General features: G+C 31.3%; 25 protein-coding genes and 1 riboswitch. Of the genes, 16 read left to right on the top strand and 9 right to left on the bottom strand.

What is annotated here, in order from left to right; genetic code table 11:
• Positions 1-4 precede the first annotated feature (4 nt).
• Entirely contained in the window at positions 5-553 is a 549-nt protein-coding gene (locus tag CRN98_RS12430; RefSeq protein ID WP_097027749.1) for a 2'-5' RNA ligase family protein, read from the bottom strand.
• 150 nt (positions 554-703) lie between these two features.
• Between CRN98_RS12430 and CRN98_RS12425 the strand changes: the two genes are divergently transcribed.
• The 7 genes from CRN98_RS12425 to CRN98_RS12395 all read left to right on the top strand — a co-directional run bounded on the left by CRN98_RS12425 (position 704) and on the right by CRN98_RS12395 (position 5,847).
• Positions 704-868 carry a DUF1540 domain-containing protein gene (locus CRN98_RS12425; protein WP_097027748.1) on the top strand — a complete coding sequence of 55 codons (165 nt, stop codon included), beginning with the start codon at positions 704-706 and terminating at the stop codon, positions 866-868.
• A 210-nt stretch (positions 869-1,078) separates the two neighbouring features.
• Positions 1,079-2,338, top strand: a complete 1,260-nt coding sequence (locus tag CRN98_RS12420; RefSeq protein WP_179632125.1) for a UDP-N-acetylglucosamine 1-carboxyvinyltransferase — start codon at positions 1,079-1,081, stop codon at positions 2,336-2,338.
• An 18-nt stretch (positions 2,339-2,356) separates the two neighbouring features.
• The gene (locus tag CRN98_RS12415) at positions 2,357-3,142 is read left to right on the top strand and encodes an MBL fold metallo-hydrolase (protein ID WP_097027746.1); all 786 of its coding nucleotides are present in this window, start codon (positions 2,357-2,359) and stop codon (positions 3,140-3,142) included.
• A 14-nt stretch (positions 3,143-3,156) separates the two neighbouring features.
• Positions 3,157-3,720 (top strand): GerMN domain-containing protein, encoded by a 564-nt coding sequence (locus CRN98_RS12410; protein ID WP_097027784.1) that lies wholly within the window; start codon positions 3,157-3,159, stop codon positions 3,718-3,720.
• Between the two features lie 96 nt (positions 3,721-3,816).
• A complete protein-coding gene (locus CRN98_RS12405) occupies positions 3,817-4,320 on the top strand; it encodes an SEC-C metal-binding domain-containing protein (RefSeq protein ID WP_097027745.1) in 504 nt (167 codons plus the stop codon).
• Positions 4,321-4,430: 110 nt separating this feature from the next.
• On the top strand, positions 4,431-4,910 hold the full coding sequence (gene rlmH / locus CRN98_RS12400) for a 23S rRNA (pseudouridine(1915)-N(3))-methyltransferase RlmH (RefSeq protein ID WP_097027744.1): 480 nt from the start codon (positions 4,431-4,433) through the stop codon (positions 4,908-4,910).
• A gap of 76 nt (positions 4,911-4,986) precedes the next feature.
• Positions 4,987-5,847, top strand: a complete 861-nt coding sequence (locus tag CRN98_RS12395; protein WP_097027743.1) for a damage-control phosphatase ARMT1 family protein — start codon at positions 4,987-4,989, stop codon at positions 5,845-5,847.
• A 166-nt stretch (positions 5,848-6,013) separates the two neighbouring features.
• On the opposite strand, the gene CRN98_RS12390 is transcribed toward CRN98_RS12395, so the two are convergent.
• Both CRN98_RS12390 and CRN98_RS12385 read right to left on the bottom strand, forming a co-directional pair.
• Positions 6,014-6,673, bottom strand: a complete 660-nt coding sequence (locus CRN98_RS12390; protein ID WP_097027742.1) for a FusB/FusC family EF-G-binding protein — start codon at positions 6,671-6,673, stop codon at positions 6,014-6,016.
• A gap of 291 nt (positions 6,674-6,964) precedes the next feature.
• Positions 6,965-7,243: a CD3324 family protein gene (locus CRN98_RS12385; protein ID WP_097027741.1), complete on the bottom strand. Its 279-nt coding sequence runs from the start codon at positions 7,241-7,243 to the stop codon at positions 6,965-6,967.
• A gap of 393 nt (positions 7,244-7,636) precedes the next feature.
• On the opposite strand from CRN98_RS12385, the gene CRN98_RS12380 reads away from it, so the two are divergent.
• The 4 genes from CRN98_RS12380 (at position 7,637) to CRN98_RS12365 (ending at position 11,469) form a co-directional block, all read left to right on the top strand.
• Positions 7,637-8,332 (top strand): response regulator transcription factor, encoded by a 696-nt coding sequence (locus CRN98_RS12380; RefSeq protein ID WP_097027740.1) that lies wholly within the window; start codon positions 7,637-7,639, stop codon positions 8,330-8,332.
• The gene (locus CRN98_RS12375; RefSeq protein ID WP_097027739.1) at positions 8,322-9,773 is read left to right on the top strand and encodes a sensor histidine kinase; all 1,452 of its coding nucleotides are present in this window, start codon (positions 8,322-8,324) and stop codon (positions 9,771-9,773) included. Before CRN98_RS12380 ends, CRN98_RS12375 begins: the two co-directional genes overlap by 11 nt.
• An 86-nt stretch (positions 9,774-9,859) precedes the next feature.
• Positions 9,860-11,032 carry a TolB-like translocation protein gene (locus CRN98_RS12370; RefSeq protein ID WP_097027738.1) on the top strand — a complete coding sequence of 391 codons (1,173 nt, stop codon included), beginning with the start codon at positions 9,860-9,862 and terminating at the stop codon, positions 11,030-11,032.
• 53 nt (positions 11,033-11,085) lie between these two features.
• Positions 11,086-11,469, top strand: coding sequence for a hypothetical protein (locus CRN98_RS12365; protein ID WP_097027737.1), 384 nt, complete (start codon positions 11,086-11,088; stop codon positions 11,467-11,469).
• An 86-nt stretch (positions 11,470-11,555) separates the two neighbouring features.
• Here the strand turns inward: CRN98_RS12365 and CRN98_RS12360 are convergent, their stop codons facing one another.
• The 4 genes from CRN98_RS12360 to CRN98_RS12345 form a co-directional block, all read right to left on the bottom strand.
• On the bottom strand, positions 11,556-12,230 hold the full coding sequence (locus CRN98_RS12360; protein WP_097027736.1) for a uracil-DNA glycosylase: 675 nt from the start codon (positions 12,228-12,230) through the stop codon (positions 11,556-11,558).
• Between the two features lie 78 nt (positions 12,231-12,308).
• Positions 12,309-13,142, bottom strand: a complete 834-nt coding sequence (locus CRN98_RS12355; RefSeq protein ID WP_097027735.1) for a MetQ/NlpA family ABC transporter substrate-binding protein — start codon at positions 13,140-13,142, stop codon at positions 12,309-12,311.
• Between the two features lie 41 nt (positions 13,143-13,183).
• A complete protein-coding gene (locus tag CRN98_RS12350) occupies positions 13,184-13,864 on the bottom strand; it encodes a methionine ABC transporter permease (protein ID WP_097027734.1) in 681 nt (226 codons plus the stop codon).
• The gene (locus CRN98_RS12345; protein WP_097027733.1) at positions 13,812-14,891 is read right to left on the bottom strand and encodes a methionine ABC transporter ATP-binding protein; all 1,080 of its coding nucleotides are present in this window, start codon (positions 14,889-14,891) and stop codon (positions 13,812-13,814) included. The genes CRN98_RS12350 and CRN98_RS12345 overlap by 53 nt, the downstream gene beginning before the upstream one ends.
• 111 nt (positions 14,892-15,002) lie before the next feature.
• Positions 15,003-15,113: riboswitch (SAM riboswitch) on the bottom strand.
• A 175-nt stretch (positions 15,114-15,288) separates the two neighbouring features.
• On the opposite strand from CRN98_RS12345, the gene arcA reads away from it, so the two are divergent.
• Positions 15,289-16,512: an arginine deiminase gene (gene arcA / locus CRN98_RS12340; RefSeq protein ID WP_097027732.1), complete on the top strand. Its 1,224-nt coding sequence runs from the start codon at positions 15,289-15,291 to the stop codon at positions 16,510-16,512.
• Positions 16,513-16,646: 134 nt separating this feature from the next.
• Positions 16,647-17,327 (top strand): PHP domain-containing protein, encoded by a 681-nt coding sequence (locus CRN98_RS12335; protein ID WP_097027731.1) that lies wholly within the window; start codon positions 16,647-16,649, stop codon positions 17,325-17,327.
• Positions 17,328-17,353: 26 nt separating this feature from the next.
• Here CRN98_RS12335 and CRN98_RS12330 read toward each other — a convergent pair whose 3' ends face one another.
• Positions 17,354-20,959, bottom strand: a complete 3,606-nt coding sequence (locus CRN98_RS12330) for a S8 family peptidase (RefSeq protein ID WP_179632129.1) — start codon at positions 20,957-20,959, stop codon at positions 17,354-17,356.
• A 150-nt stretch (positions 20,960-21,109) separates the two neighbouring features.
• Here CRN98_RS12330 and CRN98_RS12325 point away from each other — a divergent pair, with 150 nt between their 5' ends.
• From CRN98_RS12325 to CRN98_RS12315, 3 genes are all read left to right on the top strand, one after another.
• Entirely contained in the window at positions 21,110-22,414 is a 1,305-nt protein-coding gene (locus CRN98_RS12325; protein WP_097027730.1) for an alkaline phosphatase family protein, read from the top strand.
• A 97-nt stretch (positions 22,415-22,511) separates the two neighbouring features.
• Positions 22,512-22,991 (top strand): permease, encoded by a 480-nt coding sequence (locus CRN98_RS12320; protein WP_097027729.1) that lies wholly within the window; start codon positions 22,512-22,514, stop codon positions 22,989-22,991.
• Positions 22,988-23,533 (top strand): permease, encoded by a 546-nt coding sequence (locus tag CRN98_RS12315; RefSeq protein ID WP_097027728.1) that lies wholly within the window; start codon positions 22,988-22,990, stop codon positions 23,531-23,533. Before CRN98_RS12320 ends, CRN98_RS12315 begins: the two co-directional genes overlap by 4 nt.
• A gap of 63 nt (positions 23,534-23,596) precedes the next feature.
• Here the strand turns inward: CRN98_RS12315 and CRN98_RS12310 are convergent, their stop codons facing one another.
• Positions 23,597-25,009 carry an alanine/glycine:cation symporter family protein gene (locus CRN98_RS12310; RefSeq protein ID WP_097027727.1) on the bottom strand — a complete coding sequence of 471 codons (1,413 nt, stop codon included), beginning with the start codon at positions 25,007-25,009 and terminating at the stop codon, positions 23,597-23,599.
• Positions 25,010-25,040 lie beyond the last annotated feature (31 nt).

Here is a 25,040-nt window from a genome sequence, read left to right as displayed (position 1 = left end):
CCTCTTAATATTCTCTTAGTGGGAATGATTTAACAATCATTTCTTTTTTATTGTTAATAGGCTTCCACAGTTCAATTCTATCAACTGTTGCCATTTTGTTTACATTCTCCATTTTAGTAACTTCACATGCTGCATTATATTCCTTATTACTCCATTCCCTTGCAGCATAATTTGTATTAGCTAATGCTACATGCAAATCCCATTTATCTATATTTTCTCTAACATTAAATCCAGATAGCTTAAGAATTTCATTTAAATTTCTACTGATTCTTATTGCATACCCCTTATTCTCAATTTTTAAATTAACAGATTTATAAGGCGAATCAAAACACAAAGCACCATCTACAGAAACTTTAAACCTCTTATATGGTTTTAATATATCTTGAATTATAGGTATAAGTTTTTCTAAGTTAGGATTATCTATAACCTCTAATGTCAAATGTATCGCAGGAGTACTACGATATATTTTATACTTTTTAGATATTTTCCTCTGCATTTCTTCCATTGATTTTTGTGATTCTTCATCAAACAAAGCAACTAAATAATATTTCATCTTTTTCCCCCAATTATAGTATTTATTAACTCTTAATAATATTAAATTACACATGCATATAAAAAATCCTTCGTGGGAAAATAAATTTGTCAATTATATCAAAAATATTATTGGCATTAGTATAAAAAAATATGTAGGAGGGATTATACTATGAGACATGATCATAATGATAGTATAGCATGTACAGTTGATGAGTGCAAATTTCACTGTAAGGATGATAACTATTGCACTCTTGATCAAATTAAAGTATCAAAGCACGAACCTGTAGCCACTACTGTTGAATGTACAGATTGCGGTAGTTTCCAAAAAGAATAATAATTTCCTTTAAATCCAAAGGTTTTATATAATTCCTTTGGATTTTTAATTTTTTTTTTAATACGCTTGTAGATATTTTAAAATTTCGTGTTAAAATAATATGAAATTATGATATAATAGGGGTTATGAATAAATAATGATGAATTTTTCAATTTACATTAGTAAATTTACATATAAATTAAAAATTTATAGATAAGGATGGATGCGGGGATGGAAAAGTTAGTTATTAATGGTGGTAAACCCCTTTTTGGAAGCATTGATATTAGTGGTGCTAAAAATGCTGCAGTAGCAATATTGCCTGCTGCAATAATCGCTAGTAAAGGAACTTGTTATATTGATAATATTCCTAATATAGAAGATGTTCATTGTATAGAACGAATTATAGAAAACTTAGGCTGTAAAGTATCAATAAAGGATAATTCTGCTATTATAGATAGTACAACTCTACATAGCTATAATGCTAATAGTGAAGACGTGAAAAAAATGAGAGCCTCATATTATCTTATAGGTGCTTTACTTGGTAGATTTAAAAAGGCAAGAGTTGAAATGCCAGGGGGATGTCCTATAGGTGTAAGACCTATAGATCAACATATTAAAGGTTTTGAAGCTCTTGGTGCAAAGGTTACTCTTGAAGATGGTGTAGTAACTGCAGAAGCAGATAAACTTATAGGAACTAATATTTTCTTTGATGTAGTTAGTGTAGGTGCTACTATTAATGTCATGCTTGCTGCTACCTTAGCCGAAGGTATAACCACACTAGAAAATGTAGCTAAAGAGCCTCATATCGTAGATGTAGCTAACTTTTTAAATAGTATGGGTGCAAATATAAAAGGAGCAGGAACTGATATTATAAGAGTAACTGGCGTAGAAGAATTAAAAGGATGTTCTTATAGTGTAATTCCAGATCAAATAGAAGCTGGGACTTATATGATTGCTGCAGCCGCTTGTGGTGGAGACGTTACTGTAAACAATGTTATACCTAAACACTTAGAATCTATATCTGCGAAACTTATAGAAATGGGTGCAGAGGTTATTGAAAATGGTGAATCTGTACGTGTTAAATCTGACAAAAATCTAAAGGGAGTTAACATTAAAACATTACCTTACCCAGGATTCCCAACAGATGTTCAACAACCTATGAGTACTTTATTATGTATTTCTAAGGGGACTAGTATAATAAATGAAAGTATATGGGAAAGCAGATTTAAGCATGTGGATGAGCTAATAAAAATGGGAGCATCTATAAAAGTAGATGGTAGAGTTGCCACTATAGACGGAGTTGATAAACTTAAAGGTACTAAAGTAGAAGCTACAGACTTAAGAGCAGGAGCTGCTATGGTAATAGCTGGATTAATTGCTGAAGGAATTACCGAAGTGGTTAATATTGAACACATTGATAGAGGTTATCCTTATATTGAAAATAAATTTAATAAGTTAGGTGCAGATATCAAGCGCATATCTTATTCCTAAGGCAAGGTGAATTAACGTATGTTTTTTTGTTCTTTATATAGTGGTAGCAGTGGAAATAGTATTTTAGTTTCTACAGATAAATCAAAAGTATTAATAGATGCAGGATTGCCTGGGAAAAGTATTGAAAATGCTCTGTCAAGTATAGGTCAGGCTCCCAATGAAATAGATGCTATATTTGTTACTCATGAGCATACAGATCATACTAAAGGTGTTGGAGTCTTATCAAGAAAATATGATATTCCAATATATACTGATGCCCTTACTTGGGAAGCCATGAGTAAATCAATAGGAAAAATCAAAGAAAAAAACATAAAAATTATTGAAAATAATCATGTAAATATCAAAGATATGGACATTTTAAGCCACAGAATATCTCATGATGCTGCTTCCCCTCATGGGTATTCTATTTGTAGCAATAATAAAAAGTTTTCCATTGCTACAGATTTAGGTTACTTTTCTAAGGAAGTTGAAGAAGCTCTAAAAGGTGCTGATGCCATATTACTTGAAAGCAATCATGATGTTGAAATGCTAAAGTTTGGTCCTTACCCTTATGTTTTAAAAAGAAGAATATTAAGCAATGAAGGCCATCTTTCTAATGAAGATTGTGGTAAAGCAATCCTCAACATAATGGATGGTAGCTTTAAAAAGATAATGCTTGGGCATTTGAGTAAAACTAATAATTATCCTGAACTAGCTTACGAAACTGTAAAAAATATTCTTATAGAAAATAACTTAAAATTAAACAAGGATATCGATTTACTTATGGCTGACAGAAGTGCACCCACTAAATGTATAGAGTTTTAAAAGGGGTGAAGTTAATGAAAAAGTCTATTATCTTATCATGTTCTTTTATGATACTTTTAAGTTTTACATTTTCAGGTTGTGAAAAAACAGATGCTTTAAGTTCACAAAATAAGCAAAAAGTGCAGAAGTTCACTTTGTCCGAAGCTGATAAAGATACTTTAGAATTAAATTTGTACTTTAATTCGTCTAAAGATAATAAGAAAGTAGCTATTACTAAGGAAGAGCGAATTATTAAGGAAAATGAACTAATTGGAGAGATTATAGTTCGTGAGCTTATAAAGGGTCCTGCGGTAAATAGTAACCTAAGCCCTATTTTACCTAAAAATACAAGACTTTTAAGTTTTTCTATTAATGATGGAATTGGATATGTAAATTTAAGCAAAGAAGCCATTATAAATATGTCTCCTGTGGCTGAAGAGGCCTGCTTAAGAAGCCTTATATGGTCACTTACTCAAGTGCCTTCAATTGAAAAAATTAAGATATTAGTGGAAAACAAGCCTGTTGATACTTTAGGTGGCAATTTCAATATTTCTAAGCCTTTAGGAAAGTCTGATGTGGAACAATTAGAAAAAAGATAAATATATTTTTGCAACTTGCTTTTAATTGAAATCTTTAACTTTTTTTATTATAATATTATTGTAAAATTTTATATTTTTTACAAAAGGAGAATGGATATGAGTTTATATACAGAATGGACAGATATGGTTGTAGATTACGTTAAGACAAAAGGTGAAGCTGCCTTTTGGAAGGAATATGGTGCTGTAGAAAAAAATATATATACTAAAATACTTGCCAATCATACAAAAGAAATTAGCGGCAAACTAGAAGATTTAGCTAATGATTTTAATACTTCTACAATATTTTTTATGGGATTTATTGATGGAGTAAACGATAGCCTAATTAATCCTCTAGATTTAGAAGCTATAGACGCCAACACAGAATTAAATTTAGCTATAGACTTTGACAAATTATACTTTAACATGTTAGATGCTAAAGCTGATTATCTTTATGCTCTTCCTCAATGGGAAGCTATATTCTCCCCTGAAAAGAGAAAAGAAATCCGTAATCAGTGGAAGGACTCTAAGGTAATAGTTAATAACAATAAAGTAGGAAGAAATGATGCTTGCCCATGCGGAAGTGGTAAGAAATATAAAAAGTGCTGTGGTAAAGAAGCTTAATTAGTGATTAATTATTAATAACCAGCATTGATAGGTTTTAATTGAAAGTCGGGTTATCCCCGACTTTCTGTATTTTATTTTAAATTTAATGACTATTAGGAGTAGCCAAAATGAATATTACAATAATAACTGTTGGTAAACTAAAAGAAAAATACCTTAAAGAAGCAATAAATGAGTATTCTAAAAGACTTAGTAAATATTGTAGTCTTGAAATTATAGAAGTTGCTGATGAAAAGACTCCCGAAAATGCTTCACCCAAGGAAGAGGAAAATATTAAGCTTAAAGAAGGTCTATCAATTTTAAAACACATTAAAGACAACATGTATGTAATTGCCTTAGATTTAAAAGGTAAAATGATTTCATCTGAAGAACTTGCTGGATTTATAGAAGATCGCGCTCTATCAGGTAATAGCCACATAACCTTCATTATTGGTGGTTCTTTAGGTATTTCTCAAGAAGTTTTAAGTAGGTGTCATTACAAATTGTGCTTTTCCAAAATGACCTTCCCACATCAATTGTTTAGAGTAATGCTTTTAGAGCAAATATATAGATCTTTTAGAATAATAAAGGGAGAACCCTATCATAAATAACTGCAATTTTTTAATCACAAATTGAAACAATATAATATGGACATACCAGTTATATTACTCTTAAGGAGACGATTCTATGAAAATATCACGTGAATGCATTCACTGTCTCGCTAGACAAGCAGTAGAAATAGCTGAAGAAACCACAAGCAATGTAACAATGCAAGAAGAAATAATCAAAAGATCTTTCAAGGAATTAGCAGAAATGGACTTCAATGAAACGGCACCTGAAATTGCTTTTAGGATGCATCAACATGCTAAGAATATTACTAGAATTATTGACCCATATGCAAGATTGAAAGAACAGTACAATGAAATTGCTAAAAAGATTTATGAGAGAATTATTGAAGAAAGATGGTTAGATAAAGCAGAAGATCGCTTGGATATGGCCTGTAGGCTGGCTATTGCGGGAAATATTATAGATTTTTCAGTTGGACTAAAGCTAGAGCACTCAGATATTGTTAAGTCGGTTGAGGACAGTATCAAGCATGATATTTTTGGTACTGGAACAAGTGCTCTTCGAGAAGCAGTAGAAAAGTCAAATAATATTATGTATATTGCTGACAATGCTGGGGAAATCATATTTGATAAATTTCTATTAGAGAATCTTCCAATAAACAAGGTTACTTATGTGGTAAAGGGAGGTCCAATAGTTAATGATGCAACAATGTACTATGCAATAAATACAGGTGTTGCAGACTTAGTAAAAGTTATCGACAATGGACATGCTGCGCAAGGAACAATATTAAAAGATTGCTCAAGTACATTTAAGAGTGAATTTAACAAAGCAGATCTTATTATAAGTAAAGGGCAAGCGAATTTTGAAACATTGAGTGATATTAAAGATAAAACTATATTCTATCTATTGCGAGCAAAATGCAGTTCAGTTGCTTCTGCTATCGGGTGTAAACAAATGGATTATGTGCTTACAAGTTACTAGTATGGTGCCAGCCACAGCACTTAAAAGCTTATTAAAAAACCGCAGTTAGAGCGGTATGAAGAGCCTTAACCATTAATATTACCTGGCTAAGGCTACTTTTATAATCAAAAATATCGCATCATAAATAGCATCAATTATAAGTAATGATTAATTTAGATTATCACTATTATTTTATATTGTTAACATCCCTTAAAATTTTCTCAAACTTTTCGATAGCTACAATTCGTTCATTACATTTCTCGCTATCTAAACATATATTAAAGCCTATGGATTTATAGGCACCTTCTCCAGTATTAGATGTTTTACAGATAGATGAAACAAAGGCTACTTCGTTTTGGCGACCTACATGATTACAAAGTGAACACATATGAGTGTTGCTAGAACTATAACTTGGAATTATGCATACCATACCTACAAGTTTATCATTCATATTGTAAGCTAGAAATAATTTTCTACTGGATTCATCAATCCAACCTAAATACACATTCTTTGAATCCTGTGCATTTAAGTCGGGTAATTTAAAATTCTTTTCTTTTTTAAACAATCTATTAATTTCTGATTTTGTAATACTTGGCATTCCGTATACATATTCATTCAACTCGGCTAAATACTTATCAATGTGCAATGGATCATTTATTCTACTAATATCAAGTATCTCTTTTTCTTCTTCGGATAAACTTGTAAAAAGACCTAATATTTTATTATGTGTATATGCTTTATTTACTTCAATAACATTAATATCTATACAACCTACGAAAACATTATATAAATCATGTAAACATTTCTTTATATAATTATACTCATATTTTTTTATAAAAGCTTTCATAAAGTCCAGCACCTCTTTTCTAATATGCGTAATTTTTATTATTCATTTAAGTAAATAATACCTTACTTCAAGCTTCATTTTACTATAAGCCAGCTAACCAAAAGATGATTATTATTACTCTAATTGAAAGTAACAATAATCATCTCGATTTAAAACATACTACATATTCACAATCATTTTACTTCTGAACATTGTCTTAAATTAAAAATGATATCTTTCATTAGAATGCCACAATGAAATCATAACATATTTCAAAATAAGTATTCAATCTAATAAATAATTCTGTAATGATTATGAGCATAGACGTTTCTCTTGACCTATTATTCTTCTTATACTCTTTTCTGACAGGTAATATTCTTGAGTTAGTACATTAATAGTAGTACCATTAATGTATTTTTTATAAATTTCACTATTTCTCGCCTTAAGGCTGTTCTTTATACCACTCTTTTCTCCCCAAGCTTTATGATTTTCATTTTTTCTGGGTACATAAAGATATTTTCCATCTACATATTCTTGTATTATTTTAAGAATCTCCTCTGGTAACACATCTTGTGCTTTTACATACTTCATTTCCTTACTCCTTCACTTCTATCATAGTATTAAAGCAAAGAATACTAAAAAGCTATGTGTTACAGAGCCTAAAACATGTACGCATTTCAGCTAACTTAACAGCTTAGGCCCCAAACAAAGCATAGCTGACTTTGTTGTAGTCTTTGCAAGGAGCAAGTTGATTTACAGCTGAATGTATCACAGACCTTCATAAAAACACCTCCAATACGTCACGCCTATTATATCATAATTAGTGTAGACTTTTATAAATACTTATTTTAATTACTTTCAGTAGAATATGATGTATAATATATTATAAATTTACAGAATTATTTTTATATAGAAAAGTGCACTTGTAATAATTGTTTTAATAAAAATTAGTATTATCCTCAAATTATTAAGGATGGTGACAATATGGAAGAAAGAATATTAGTAGTAGATGATGAAAGAAGTATTGCTGATGCAATTGCTTATGCTTTTAAAAGAGAGGGATACAGCGTTGAGACAGCCTATGATGGAGAAGAGGCATTAAATAAAATAGAAATCTTTAAACCACATGTGGTTATTTTAGATGTAATGATGCCAAAAATGAATGGTTATGAGGTATGTAAAAAATTGGATGATAGAGAAGATTTGGGCATTGTTATGCTTACTGCAAAAAACGATATTGTAGATAAAGTATTAGGCTTAGAATTGGGTGCGGATGATTATATAGTAAAACCCTTTGATATAAGAGAAATATTAGCAAGAGTAAAATCACTGCTTAGAAGATTAAATAAAAATGTTAATGACTCTGAGGCTGATGAGATAAAAATTAAAGATCTAAAGATTATTTTAAAGCAAAGAAAGGTTCTTATAAAAGAAGAAGAATTAGAATTAACCCCTAAGGAATTTGATGTGCTAGTGCTTTTATTATCAAATTTAAATAGAGTATATACAAGAGAAGATTTGTTAGATTTAATTTGGGGAATGGATTATTTCGGCGGAACTAGGACTGTAGATATTCATATTCAAAGGCTTAGAAAGAAACTGCAAGATCCTTACCAAGATATAATACAGACTGTATATAGGGTAGGATATAAGGCTGTAGGTGGAATCTATGAAAATTAGCATAAAGATTAAATCTAGTGTTTTTTTGGCAACTCTTTTAATTTTGACTGTAAGTATACTCAGTATTTTAGTACTTAAAGGAATAAAAAATAATCAAGAAAAGCAGCATGAAGAGTATTTAGCACGTCAGGCCAAAATTGCAAATACATATATTAAACAAATATATCTTACAGATTCTATAAAGAATGAAAATGAATTTTTACAAAAAAATGCCCATGAGCTTGTAAGGCAGTTAAATTCAATAAATGGGATGCGTGCAGTTATATATGATATGAGTGGAAAAGAAATTGTTAGCTCTATGGCCTTTAATGATACAACTAAAATTAAAGAAATACTTTCTCATGCACTTAATGGGAATATAGCCTATGAAGTTAAAGATAACACTATAATTTATATCGCTCCACTATATAAAGACAATCAAATAGGAGCAATTAAATTTGAGTATTCTATTGCAAATGATATTGATTTTTACAATGATATTAAATCTCTTTTTATTAGTATAGGATGTGTCGTATTTATATTTAGTTTTATTGCAGGATATTTTTACTTTAATAGATATGTAGAGGTTATTTTAAGGCTTAAAAAAGATGCTCTTAATATTAAGAGTGGATTATATGATAGTATCCTTCCATGTAAACGAAATGATGAACTTGGTGAATTAAGTGAAGTACTTTATTATATGAGCAATGAAATTGAAAAAAATATCAAAGAAATCAATGATGAACAACAAAAATTAAAATTGGCACTAGAAAAAGTAAAAAAATTAGAAAGGCAGCAGAAAGTATTTATAGGTAACATTACCCATGAATTTAAAACCCCTCTCACAGTTATAAAAGCATATTCTGATTTATTAGATATGTATTCTGATGATCCTAACTTACTTCAGGATGCTAAAGCTAATATAGCAAAGGAAACTCAAAGACTTTATGAAATGGTAGAGAAAATATTGTATTTATCTTCGCTTGAGAAATATGATTTTGAGCTTCAAACAGAGAAGCTTGATATCAAAGAAGTACTTGAGGACATATGCAGCCGCATGAAAGGAAAATCACAAAAATTTAATATTAAAATGATAACGAATATACAATCCGCATCTATTTTGGGTGATAAGGAAAGTTTGGTTCATATCTTTACAAATCTAATAGACAACGGTATAAAATATAATGAACCTAACGGAAATCTATTTATAAACAGTTATATTAAAGATAAATATGTATGCATAGAAGTAATAGATACAGGAATAGGAATTCCAAAAGAATCAAAAGAAAGGATATTTGATGCTTTTTATACAGTTAATAAGGATCGCTCGAAAAAATATGGTGGAGTAGGTCTTGGACTTTCAATTGTAAAAGAGTTAATAGAGAAACAAAACGGAACTATTTCTTTAAAAGATAATGAACCAAAAGGTACAACCTTCTTAATTTCTTTTCCATTTTTATAAAAGTTTACAGTATTGAAACAAGTAGATATACTTTTGAAAAATCAAATTGATATAGTAAACTCATAAGAGATTTGGAGGGATTAAACATGATAAAGAAAAGATTATTAATATTAACAGTAGTTGTATGCTCTTTAGCGGCATCAGCAATTCCAGTACTTGCACACAAACAATTAAAAGGCCAAAATATAATTAAAATGGGAGATAAAAAAATACATATTGTAAAAGACACAAAAGATATTTTAGCAGATAATGTTACTGCATCTAAAATTAATACTTATGAAGGATTAATAGGATATGATTGGTTATCAGAAAATAAAATGCTTGTTTCAAAGGAAAATAAAGAATTAGATCCTATAAAAAATAACCTTGGAGAATTTAAAGTGCAAAGTCTTTATTCATATGATTTAAATTCTAAAACAGAAAAAAGTATTGCTGATAAATCAAAGCTACAAAGTTATGCTATTTCTTCACCTGATAAGAAACATGTATTTTATGTAAATGATTTTGAAAAAGAGAATATGGGATGTATTACAGATTCAGAAGGGAATATAAAAGTTAAGATTAATGAGCCGTCTATGGATATGGCTGATTTAACACAAGCTCAATGGATTAATAATGAAGAATTAATTATGCCATATATGAATATTAAAGGCTTTTACATTGTAAAAATTGATGGAACTTCGACAAAAATAGCAAATGTAGAAAAAGAACAAATGGCAACAGGAGATGCACCAAACTTCCATAATGAAGCCCTTTTTAATGGAATGTGTATAATGAATCCAGTAATGGTTGGAAATAAGATATATTATAGAACACAACAGCGTGAAGAGAAAAAAATGAAGGTTTATGATATTAAAACAAAACAAACTAAAGAATTCACTAACGAGCAAATTTTTAACTTTAAATTATCTCCTGATAAAAATCACTTTATTATGGAAGTAAATTATCCTAATAAACAAAATAATGCTTTAATAGTAACAGACTTAAATGGTGAGAATGTACAAACCTTAGATGAAGGATTTATATTTGGTGAGAATTGGTCACCAGATGGAACAAAGGTATCTTATATATCCAATGAAGATGGAAATGAAGGTATTTATGTAGTAGATATCAGAACAAAGAAAAAATCATTAATTTCTAAAGGGGAGTATTATACACCTTCTGCATGGAGTCCATCTGGTAAAAAAATAATGGTTCATAGTACAGAACAAAAAGATGGAAGTACAGTTGATATTACAAATATAATTACTTTAGATTAGTAAACCTGTGGATGGTTTATTATATCAGCTATAATGAGAGGAATTATTTATAAATGAAAAATCATATGACAAATAATCAAATAATTAATGTATCTATATTAACAATAATTTTATATTGTGGCATATCTACACTAAGACATCCTGTGGGTTGGGAAGTAATAACATTAATGATTTTACCCCTATTATATAAATTATCAATGAAAATTAATAGTTTAAAAATAAAGTCAGTTACAAGTATTGTGTTATCTATAACCTATGGATTACTTTCCACATTCTTTTTAGCTCTTTGTCTTTTATCTGGGTTTATAGAGCACTCAGATTTAATGATTTCACTAAGAAACCTGGGAGAAAATAGTCCATTAATCTTAGGTTATATGATATTGGCATTTGTAATTTATAGAGAATGGCCTAATACTCGTTGTACCAACATAAAGTAATATTCCTTAAAATGGGCTGTATCAAAATAATTTAAAAAATTATTTTGATACAGCCACACATTTCTATTATCTTATTTTCTACAGCTTTATATATTTTCAATTTGCCAATCTATAGGCTGCTTACTTATAGATATAAGAAATTTATTAGTCTTAGAAAAGGGCTTACTTCCAAAGAAACCTCTATGAGCAGATAGTGGACTTGGATGAACAGATTTTATTATGTAATGCTTTGAATTCTTTATTATATTAACTTTAGATTGAGCATTTTTTCCCCATAATATAAAAACAATAGGCTCTTCCCTATTATTTAATAAGCTAATTACCTTATCAGTAAAGTGTTCCCAACCCATACCCTTATGGGAGTTTGCCTCACCTGCTCTAACTGTTAACACAGTATTAAGAAGCATAACCCCTTGGTCAGCCCATTTCTTTAAGTAACCATTATTGGGGATATAGCAACCTACATCACTATTAAGCTCCTTATAGATATTCATAAGAGAAGGAGGAGCTGGTACACCTGGCTTTACAGAAAAACTCAAGCCATGAGCCTGATTAGGGCCATGATATGGGTCCTGACCTAATATAACCACTTTTACATCCTTATACTCTGTATAGTGTAGGGCATTAAATATATCATACATATTTGGATATATAGTTTTTGTTTCATATTCATTTATTAAAAACTTTCTAAGTTTTAAGTAGTAATCCTCTTTAAATTCATCTTGCAATAAATTTTGCCAATCATTTTTTAATATTTTCATGTCATCACCCTGATATATTATATCATAAAATAGCAGCCATATCCCTGCTTAAAAGATATGACTGTTTTAATTAAAACTTTAAAATACTGGAATAGATGACCCCTTAGTTGTTTCCTTTATAAGCTTTTTAGTTTCATCAGTTTGATACACTTCTACTAGTTTTTTAAGCGCTGCATTGTCTTTATCCTTAGTTCTTGCAGCTATAATATTAAAATAGTTTTTTGCACTTTCCTTTTTAGTATCTTCAACGTATATAGAATCCTCTAGTGGAGAATAACCTGCTTCTACTGCAACACCATTATTAATAGCTGCAGCCGCTACATCTTTTATGGATCTTGGAATTTGTGTTGCTACAAGTGGTATTACTTCAAGATTCTTATGATTTCCCACTATATCTTTAACAGTTGGTGTGATACCTGATCCCTCTTTTAGTTTAATTAATCCTGCTTCTTGAAGAAGTAGAAGCGCCCTTCCACCATTGGTTGCATCATTAGGTATGGCAATTTTATCTCCATTTTTTAATTCCTTTAAGTCCTTTAAATTACTTGAATATATAGCCATTGGTGCTAAAACAGTATTTGCGATGGCAGTAAGATCTAAATTACGATCTTTTTTAAATTGTTCAAAATATGCCGCAGTTTGAAAGGCATTTGCATCTATTTCTCCATCATTTAACGCCATATTTGGTCTTACATAATCACTAAAGCTTACAATTTTAAGCTCTATGTTTTCCTTTGCCAATCTCTCTTTTACATTATCCCAAACTTCATGATCATCCCCTGTAACCCCTAATTTTATAACCTGTTTCTTATTTGCATCTGCAGATGCCCCTTTTGATTGTCCACATCCAACAAATGCTGTAGAAGTTATTACTACCCCTAATACTAACGCTGCTAATCTTTTTATTTTCATTATTAAAGCCCCCTTAAATTATCTTAAATATTTTCATCTTATTAATGACTTAACTTCTTTAATAAAAAATCACCAAAGCTTTGTATTCCATTAACTAGGATAAGAAGAATTATTATAGTAGCTACCATAATGTCAGTTTTAAAGTATTGATAGCCATATCTTATTGCAAAGTCTCCTAGTCCACCCCCTCCTACAGTTCCTGCAACAGCTGAAAATCCTATTAAGCTAACTGTTGTAATTGTTAGAGCATAAACGATACCTGGGAGTCCTTCCTTTAATAAAATCCTGTAGATTATCTCAAAAGGACTTGCCCCCATGGCCTGTGCTGCCTCTATTATCCCCTTATCAATATCTAAAAGAGCTGATTCAATTTGCCTTGCCACAAATGGAACAGACCCAAGTACTAGTGGAACTATGGCACCCTTTAATCCAATTGTTGTTCCGACTATAAGTCTGGTAAAAGGTACAGCTGCTGCTAAAAGTATTACAAAGGGAATTGAACGAAATATATTTATTATTTTTCCCACAGTACTATAAATAGCATTATTCTCAAGTATATTTCCTGGCCTTGTTACTACAATAATTGTTCCTATTATTATTCCTATAGCAGTTGAAATACTTCCTGCTATGACCACCATAAGTATGGTTTCTCCTAATGCCTTCATCATATCAGGAAAGAGTTCTACTACATTCGGCATAAAGGTATTCAGAAGTTCTAGCATTTTTAATCACCTCCACATAAATATCATTTTGTTTTAAATGATTCATTGATTGAATTATTCCTTCTTTAGAACCATTAAATTTAACAATTAAGTTTCCTATAGGCACCTCTTGAATCAGCTCGATATTACCAAATAAAATACTTGCATCAACTTTAAATTTTCTAGAAACCTTTGAAATAAAGGCTTGGCCTGTTTTTTGACCCATAAATGATATTTTTGCAATTACTTCCTCTTCAGTAAGCTCTCCTATAAATGATTCCTTATCTAAAACTTCATAAATTTTATCATAATGAAATACTGTAGATACAAAATTCTTAGTCATTTGTGCCTTAGGATTTACAAATATCTGAAGAATATCTCCTTCTTCAATAACCTGTCCACCCTCCATTACCGCTACCTTATGGCATATTTCTTTAACAACTTCCATTTGGTGAGTAATGATAACTATTGTAAGACCTAATTTTTCATTTATTTGTTTTAAAAGCTTTAAAATTGATCTAGTTGTTTGAGGATCTAATGCTGAAGTAGCTTCGTCACATAAAAGTACCTGTGGATCATTTGCTAGTGCTCTAGCAATTGCAACTCTTTGCTTTTGTCCACCACTTAGCTCTCCAGGATAAACTTTAATTTTATCGCTTAATCCAACTAATTCTAAAAGATTTTCTACTTTTTCTCTAATTTGCTCTTTAGCAAGGCCTTTTCCTTTAAGAGGATAAGCTACATTTTCAAATACATTTCTACTTCTCATAAGATTAAAATGCTGAAAAATCATACCTATTTTTTCTCTTGTTTTTCTAAGTTCCTTTGGTGATAGTTTAGTTAAATCCTTGCCGTTTACAATTACCTCCCCAGAAGTAGGGGCTTCAAGCAAGTTGATGCATCTTATGAGAGTACTTTTTCCCGCACCGCTGTATCCAATAATACCCATAATCTTTCCAACTTCCACATGTAAGTTAACTCCCTTTACTGCTTCTATTTTATGTTCTTTAGTTTCATAGATCTTCTTAACATCCTTTAAATAAATCATTTATTTCCCTCCTAAAACAAATAAAATAAAAAATCCTCTTTCTCAAATGAGGAAGAGGATAAATTTAATAAAAAAAGCCCCATGGAAGGGCCGCTTTTAAACTATTACCTTCCCTCATCTTTCAGACTAATGTCTGCAGGATTTAGCACCTTGCTTTGCAAATAAGCATTGCTGGTTGCTGAAGCTTCATTGGGCCAGTCCCTCAGCTTCTCTAGATAAGGATTTATATTCGATTTTTAAGTTGGCATTTTCTGCTTGAGACTTATTATATTATCCTATTTTTTAAATGTCAATAGAAATTTTTATTTAATAGTTCCTATGTAAACATAAATTAGCATAATATTTTATTGAATTGATAAACTAATGGTTAGAATAGATGATAGAAAGGATGAAGTCTATGTATTCTAACCCAAGTATTTCTGTTTACAATGAAATAGGAAAACTAAAATGTGTACTACTTCACTGCCCAGGGGAAGAAATTGAAAATATAGTACCAGACTATTTAAGAAGACTTTTATTTGATGAAATTGCCTATTTAAAGCAAGCTCGCAAAGAGCATACTGAATTTGCGGACATTTTAAAAAAAGAAGGCGTAGAGGTCTTATATTTGATAGATTTAATGGCAGAAATTTTACAATATCCACAAATCAGGCAAGAATTTTTAACGGAATTTATGGAAGAAGGCGGAGTTGTTACATGGGGCTTACAAGAAGCTCTTATGGAATTATTTAATCCATGTTCCCCTCACGAACTTATAAGAAAATGTATATCAGGAGTTCGTAAAGAAGAGCTTAGGCATATTAAACCAAAATCCCTAGGAGACATGGTAAAAAACCCCTATCCATTTTATTTGGATCCCATTCCAAATCTTTATTTTCAAAGAGATCCATTTGCCTCCATTGGAGGAGGGATTTCTTTAAATGTTATGGCAAATACCACTCGAAACAGAGAAACCTTATTTGCTAAGTATATTTTTAACTATCATCCTAGGTTTAAAGATGTAAACCGTTGGTATAATCGAGATAAAACACATCCTATTGAGGGTGGGGATATCTTAGTTCTTTCTGACAAAATATTAGCTATAGGTATTAGTGATAGAACAGACCCAATGGCTATTGAAAGATTATCACATAAGCTTTTAGCTTCAGATGAATCCTTTGAAGTAGTTTTAGCTTTAGATATTCCAAAAGCAAGGGCATATATGCACTTAGATACAGTATTTACAATGGTGGACTATGATAAGTTTAGCATATATCCAGGAATTGAAGAACCATTAGATGTATATAGCATAACTAAAGCTAAAAATAATGAAGTACGTATTAATTATGAATGCGATGATTTATGTGACATATTAAAAAAATACCTAAACTTGCCTGCAGTAAATTTAATAAGGTGTGGGAATGGAGATCCTATTGCAGCTAGTAGAGAGCAATGGAGTGATGGAAGTAACACTTTAGCTATTTCTCCTGGAAAAGTTGTCTGCTATGACCGTAATTATATTACAAATGAAGCACTTAGAAAAAATAATGTAGAAGTATTGGAATTTCAATCCTATGAACTATCTCGTGGACGTGGCGGTCCTAGGTGTATGAGTATGCCTATAGTTAGAGAAAAGCTGTAGATAAATATTAAGCTTTATATTAATAATGATCTATTTAAAGTTACATTTTTATTATAATATCTATAATTGCTAGTATCCTTTATCAATGTTTTTTAATAATATAAATGTATAGTAATAAATTAAAGGATTTTTAAATGTTTTATAAAGGCGATTTCCATATACATTCTACTGCATCCGATGGTGACCTTACTCCAACTGAAATAGTACGCCTTGCCAGTGATGAACATATGGATATAATATCTATTACAGATCACAATACTATATTAGGTATAGATGAAGCTGTTAAATCAGGTGCTAAATTTGGAGTTACTGTAATTCCAGGCGTTGAACTATCTACACGCCATAAGAATAAAAGTGTTCACATATTAGGTTATTTTAAAGATGATAGATATAAAGATAAGAATTTTGAAAGATTTTTAAGACTTGTGAAAAATCACAAGGCAAGGGATGCAAAACACTTAATAAACCTAAATAGTGGTATTAATAAAAGTAACTATAGGCTATCCGTTTATGAAGGAATTAGGGCTCTAAAATTATTTGGAGCAATAGTAGTTTTAGCCCATCCAATTCTTATAAACAAAAATTGTCTTACAGAAATTATTAATATGCCCTTTGATGGTATAGAAGCAAAGCACTTTAGACATACGCCTAGCGATATAGAGTTTTTCATAAAAATAGCTGTTGAAAGTGGATTGTTTTATACTGCTGGTTCTGACTTTCATACAAATAAGCAAACTAATTTAAAGCATGGACTAATCGGAGACATATACCTAAATTCCCGGGAAATAGATAAGTTTTTAAAGATACTGTTTTAAATTATAAAGTCGCCTAAATGGCGACTTTACATATCTTTTGGTATTCTTAAAAATATTTTACCTATACTACACTCTATACAGTCTTCTTTTATTAATATTTCTCTACTTCCTAGCACTTTTTCATCTAGATTTCTATTTCTAGCACGAATTGCTTCAAAGACCTTTTCTAAATCCAATTGCCCATAGCCCCATTCAGGATTGGGATAGATATCCCCCTCCCTTCTTCTTGCCCCTCTTATAAAATAAGTTCTCATCTTCCCTACATAAAGAGTAGGATCATTTCCATCTACTAGTCCCCATTGAAATAGTAATGCACAAGCCCCAGCATAAACCGCTGCTGCCACACTGCTGCCACTAACTGTAGTAACCCCTCCTCCTACTGCCGTAGTTTTAGCATTTATACCACCAGCTGCTATATTAGGGACTATCCTTCCGTCCCTAGTATATCCTCTGCCAGATTCTACAACTATTGCATTAGTATTCTGATTATAAAAGGAAGCTACTAATACTTGCCTTGCAGTAGATGGTGTTTGAACTGTAATAAGAGGTGTAGGATTTAAAAATCTCGTTCCTTCTTTAACTAATGGCTTTTGAGGAAGCCATGCATCATATCTTCCATCTAAAACAATGTCTCCATATAGTATAAACTTCCATACTCCAGGTCTAGCATTTTCAATTCGTATTACTATCAACTCATCTCCTGTTAACGCTTCAGGAAGTGAATATTCTACAAATATCTTGCTTCTTTCAAATACTAAGTTTATCTGTTCTACTTCTTGAAGCTTAGCTGGAATCCTATCTATGGTTTCCCCCGAAGGCGATACTATACCTATAGAAAATACATCAGGCTTTCTTACCCATATTTCAAAAACTAAGCTTCTTTGTTCTGGAGCCATATTTAATTCAATAACTTTTCTATCACCCTGTTTTTCTAAAGTTCCAGAAGTATGTCCGTTTTGGTCTCCTTCATTTCCAGTACCTGTTACCACTGCTATTCCTCTTACTTTTGAAACTTCATCTATATATCTTTCTATAATTGTATTTCCATCACGTGGTCCAGAATTGGTTCCCAGTGGTATAAAAATCACTGTAGGTTTGTTTAATGATCTTGCTACATTATATACGTACTTTATTGCCGTTATAATGTCCGTCCCTTCATACACAGGTACTGGAGTTGAAATGCTCGCTATTCCCTCATCTATAGCATCAGCACTTGCCTGTCTAAGCTTTACAACTATAAATTGCGAGTCAGGAGCAGTACCTATAATTTCCTTATTATACCCCCTTGATCCTATAAGCCCTGCCATTTGCGTCCCATGTCCTATAATATCTCTTTCTCTTACAATGCCATAGGGATCTCCTTGATTTTTTGAAATAGTTATTGCTTGATTTATTTGTGTCCTATTATATTCAGTACCATAATTAAATCCCTGTGGATGGGGTCCCCCATTATCACTTTGATCCCATATACTAAATATTTTTGTTGTATCGTCCTCGTATATAAACTCTTTATTTAAATAATCTATTCCCGTATCTATTAGTCCTACATATACCCCTGTACCTAATAAATTGAGATATGGATTTACATGAAATTGATATATATTTGCAGCTTCCTGAGGCTGTATTTGCATTAAAGTATATAAAGCAGTCCTATCTACAAAGACTATTTCTGGTATTTTTAAAATTTCTGCTTCCCTACCTCGTTCTACCGATACTATTGCATAATTTTCATCTAAAATTGATACACCTGCATAGGGCACTTGCTTAAGTCTTGCAACTATATCCCCATCATATTCTACAAGATAGTTTAAAAAAATTGGCTCTGGATTAATTTCTTGAACTTGAGGAGATGTTTGACCCTCTGTTGCTGGCTGAGCTCCTTGCTGCTCACGGATTAGCTTATTATCATAGTTATTATTTATATTCAATAAATCACCTCTGAGAAGTTTTAATGAATCAAAGGATGCTTGTGCACACACCTGCCCATAACCCCAAGTAGGGTTAGGATAAACAACTTGAGGCCTACCCCTTCTTGCGCCACGAACAAGATAATATTTAAGCCTTTCCCCATGTAAAAATGGGTCATTTCCATCTACCATGCCCCACTGCATAAGAAGTGCACATATTCCACTTACATTAGGAGCTGCCATAGAAGTTCCACTTTTAGTGTCTAACCTTCCACCAGGTATTACAGACTCAATATTTTCCCCTGGGGCTACTAATTCTGGTTTTATTATATCTGTACTAAGCTGTCCTCTCCCTGAAAAGCTTGAAATTGTATTTGTAATTCCATTATAACTTCCTACAGAAAATACACTTTGTACAGTAGCTGGTATACCTATAGTAAAGTATACATCTGGTTCCAAAAAACTTGTGCTGGGGTTTAAACCTTGTGCTATTGGAAGCCATATATTATATCTTCCTTGGTATTCTCCTCTAGATGTAATATTAAGCTTCCAAATTCCTGATAGCAAAAAATTTCCTGTAGGTATTAAGCTTATTGTAATCTCTCCATTCATATTAAAAGGTTTAGGTCCTGTATAATAAATATAGTATTTATCTTGCCCTATTGTTCCTTCTTTGTATCCTTGTACTATGCTAATTTGTTCTGAAACTATTCCACTTGGATTTACCATTTGTATAGTAATATCATTTAATACAGGCTTATATAATTGAAATATGATCCCTCTCTCATCTGATGCTATGTTCAAAGGTACTGTTTGACTTTCTTTTAGTTCTCCGCCTGCATGATGTGCCCTATCACCTTCATTTCCAGCTGCAACTATAAAACTAATTGGATTTAATCTGCATACAGTATCAATATATTGTTCAAACAAAGTGCTTCCCGTATGGGACCCATCATTAGTACTAAAACTTAAATTTATTACTAACGGCTTATTAAGTTCTACACCTTTTTCTAAAAGAAACTTTATTGCTCTCATGATTAAAGTATCCTTAGTATAATTTATTTGTCCTCCTGCAGTTATCTTAACCATTGCTATAGAACTTTCATAGGCGGCTCCATAGTTTTCTCTAGGGATTTTTCCGCCAGCACATGCAATACCAGCCACATGAGTACCATGCCCAAGAGTATCCCTTTGTTGGACTATACTAAATGGATGTTCAGATTGAAGTGCCCTATTTATATCTTCCCTATTGTATACTACTCCACCTTGAGATAAATCATATATATAATCAATCCTTGTTGTCCCATCTTCTTTTATAAATGCAAGACTTGTATAATCTATACCAGAATCTATAAATCCCACTAGTGTTCCCTTACCTGTTAATCCACTGCCCCATAGCGGCGGAACACAAGAAGCTCTATTACTATTTAAGTCCGCAGTAAATAGAGTTCTCGGAAGCTCTAAATATTGTATTCCCCTTATTTCAGATACTCTTTTAATATCTCCTACATTTAAAATTATAATTCCAAAGTTATAACCTAAATCCTCAAATGTCCCTCCTATAGCTGTAACCTGCCTAGATATTTCCCCAGGTGATACATTATATATTACAGTTAATTCTACTTTTCCAGTTAAAAATTGTTCATTTTTTGATAGCTCAGCTAGTTTTCCCAAAATGCTTTCCGGTACATTTATTAAAAGATTTAATAAACCATCAGACTTTATAAGTATCCCCCCAAAAATTGTTTATCAAATTATTTTATGATTAATGGTCTATACATGTTACAATATAATAAAATATTTAATAATATTTGGGAATTAACTTTATACGTACATAATATATATAAAATACAATTAACCTGAAAGGGTGATAAAATGACATCTTCTAAATACTTAATAGTGTTATCCTTTGATGCTATGTCTTCAGAAGACTATCACTATATGAAAGACCTTCCAAACTTCAAGTTTATTTTGAATAATGGTACCCATATAGAAAAGGTAACTTCTGTATATCCAACCCTAACTTATCCTGCTCATACATCTATTATTACAGGTATGCTACCTAAAAATCACGGTATAGTAAATAATACATTATTTCAACCTGGAAGAATGAGTCCTGATTGGCACTGGTATAGAAAATATGTAAAGTGCCCTACCTTATATGATTTAGCTAAAGAAAATGGATTAAAAACTGCAGCACTACTTTGGCCTGTAACTGCTGGTGCTAATATAGATTATAATCTTCCTGAAATATGGCCAAATAAATGGTATGAAAATCAAGCTCTAGTTTCTCTTTTAAGCGGAGCTCCCTGCTATATACTTAAGTTAAATGATAAGTTCGGTAAGTTAAGAAAAGGAATATCTCAACCATTCTTAGATGATTTTATACTACAGTCTACCTTGTATACTATTAAAAAAAAGAAGCCTAATTTGCTTTTAGTTCACTTTACAGATGTAGATACCAATAGGCATTTATTTGGGTATAACGCTAAAGAATCTATAGATGCTATCCACCGCCATGACTTTAGATTAGGTGAAATATTAAAAGCTACTAAAGATATAGGGATATATGAAGACACTACATTTGTTATACTAGGTGACCATAGTGCATTAGATGAACATACCATAATAAATATAAATGTGTTATTTAAAGAAAAGGGACTAATTACATTAGATTCAAATGGACGCTTAAAGGATTGGGAGGCTTACTTTAGCAGCTGTGATGGAAGCGGCTATGTTTATTTAAAAAACCCTCACAATAGTCATTTAATTAAGAAGGTTGAAGATATACTTTTAAATTTTATAAAAAGTGGAGATAGTGGAATAGAAGCTTTACTTAATAAAGACCAAGCAATAAGCCTAGGTGCTAATGATAAATGTTCATTTATGCTTGAAGCTAAAAAAGGATATTACTTTTTAGAAAAATATACTGGAAGCATTTTTGAGAAAATAGATGAATCCCTCATAGGAGTTAAAAAACACTATACAATGGCTACTCATGGGTACTCTCCTTTAAAACCTAATTACAGTACAATATTTACGGCTATGGGGAGAAATATAAAAAAAGGCGGAGTAATTAAAGAAGCTAACATTGTTGATGAAGGCCCTACCCTTGCTAAAATAATTGGCATTTCAATGAAGAATACCGATGGAAAAGTAATTGATGATTTATTTATTTAAAGTAATGTATCTTATAAAGTTTAGTGACTCTTATCACCTATTTGCATTTTTATAATAAACTAATAGTATATTAGCACTTATCACATTGGAGGTATAAATGTCATCTTTAATACTTTATATAAGTGCTGGAATTTTACTTATATTATCTTATTTTAAAGATAAAAATAAAACTAAAAAAGCACTTATTAAATCCCTGAAGTCCTTTGAAAATATAATGCCTCAATTTTTAGGGATAATATTTATAGTTGGAATAATGCTTGCACTGCTTAAACCAGAAACTATATCAACCTTTATTGGCAAGAATTCTGGAATTTTTGGAGTATTTTTATCTTCAATAATTGGCTCCATAACAATGATGCCAACCTTTGTTGCTTTTCCAACTGCTGACATGCTTCTTAAAAGTGGTGCTGGCTATGCGCAAGTTGGAGCACTTGTATCTACATTAACACTGGTAGGAGTAATTACTTTTCCCTTAGAATCTAAATACATTGGTAAAAAAGCTGCTTTTTTAAGAAACTTTGTAGCTTTTTTATTTTCCTTTATAGTAGCATTTGTCATAGGGTGGTTTTTAAAATGAAGTTTACTATAATATTAAAAAGATATAGGTTTTTTTTATTTGCTATTCTTACTACTATCTTGCTAACTTTCTTTAATAAAAATATAGGTTTAAAATCATTTACTATAGCACTGTCGAGTTTTAAACAAATGATTTCAGTACTACCTCCAATAATGATAATGCTAGGACTAATGGATTCATGGGTTTCTAGAGAAACAATGATGAAGTATATGGGGAAAAATTCGGGTGCTGTAGGAATTCTACTTTCTATACTTATAGGTTCTCTTGCTGCTGGTCCTATGTATGCAGCCTTTCCTTTTACAACTGTATTATTACAAAAGGGTGTACGATTTAGTAATATACTAATATTTATGAATGCTTGGTGCGTCACAAAGATATCAACATTTTTATTTGAACTTACAGCTTTAGGTTATAAGTTTACCTTTGCAAGACTTTTTATAAATCTCCCTGGCATAATCCTCATGGGCTTTATAATAGAAGGACTCTTATCCCATGATGAACTTGAAAATATTTATTTAAATGCTGGAAACACTGATAAATAAAAGAGGCATGTAGTAGTATTTAATACACTGCATGCCTTTTAAACTTATAAACTTTTGTATATTTTATTTATCCCAACATTCAATATTCTCCAAATTAGGAATGCTATTTTTATTAAAATGAGGATCCTTTCCTTGTTTAAATTGAACTTCGTAATCCTTTAATGCAGCAAAAGCTACTTTACCAAGCATAGCAATAGCACCTAGATTTATAAGTGCCATAAATGCCATAAATAAATCAGCCATATCCCAAACTATTTGTACTTTAGCTACTGTTCCAAATATAACCATGCCAAGTACTGCTATTCTATATGCCAAAAGCCATCCCTTATTTGCCTTAATAAATTCAATATTTGTTTCTCCATAATAGTAATTTCCAATTATAGAGCTGTAGGCAAATAAAAATATACATATTGCTATAAATGTATTGCCCCAACTTCCTACCTGTGAGCTCAAAGCCTTTTGAGTAAGCTGTATTCCTGTTAAATTAGGCTCAGTATAAACCCCTGAAAGAAGTATTATAAATGCTGTACAACTACATATTAAAATGGTATCTGTATATACTCCAAGTGTTTGTATAAATCCCTGTTTTACAGGATGAGTAACCTCTGCAGTTGCAGCTGCATTAGGAGCACTTCCCATACCTGCTTCATTTGAAAACAATCCTCTTTTTATTCCCATCATAATAGTGGTACCTATGGCAGCTCCCACAAAAGGTCTTATGCCAAAAGCGCTAGTAACTATAAGATTAAACATATGTGGTACTAAATTTATGTTTCTTATGACTACAAATAATGCCATTAATACATATGCCACTGCCATTACAGGTACTATAGCTTCTGCAGCTTGTGCTATTCTTTTTACTCCTCCAAATATAATAATAGATGTTAAAATTATTAGCCCTATGCCTACTATAAGCTTATTGACGCCAAAAGCTCCTTCAAAAGCCACAGATATGGTATTGGCTTGTACTGAATTAAAAACTAATCCAAAACTTACTGTTATAAGAATGGAAAATATTATACCAAGCCATCTCTTATTTAACCCTTGTTCCATATAATATGCAGGGCCACCTCTATATCCTCCATTACCATCCTTAACCTTATAAATTTGTGCTAATGTACTTTCTACAAAACTAGATGCTCCTCCTATGATTGCTATAACCCACATCCAAAATACTGCTCCAGGGCCTCCAGCGGCAATAGCAATTGCTACCCCGGCCATATTACCTGTTCCAACTCTTGAAGCTGTGCTTATACAAAATGCTTGAAATGATGAGACATGATTTTTATTTTTTTGTGTTATAGCCTTTCCTGCACCTTCTCCTAAAAGTTTAAACATGGTTTTAAAATATCTTATTTGAACAAATCTTGTTATAAAACCAAAGTATAAACCCACGCCTACAAGAACTGCAATTAATACATAAGACCATAATATATTATTTACTTGACCAATGGTATTAGTTAAAAACTCCCCCATATTCTTTCCTCCTGTTTATTTATTATAATTA

Origin of the sequence: Clostridium peptidivorans (genome assembly GCF_900205925.1) — a bacterium.
Taxonomy (GTDB): domain Bacteria; phylum Bacillota; class Clostridia; order Clostridiales; family Clostridiaceae; genus Clostridium_AK; species Clostridium_AK peptidivorans.
The sequence above is the reverse complement of the archived record's forward strand: the minus strand, read 5'-3'. Positions and strand labels throughout refer to the sequence as shown.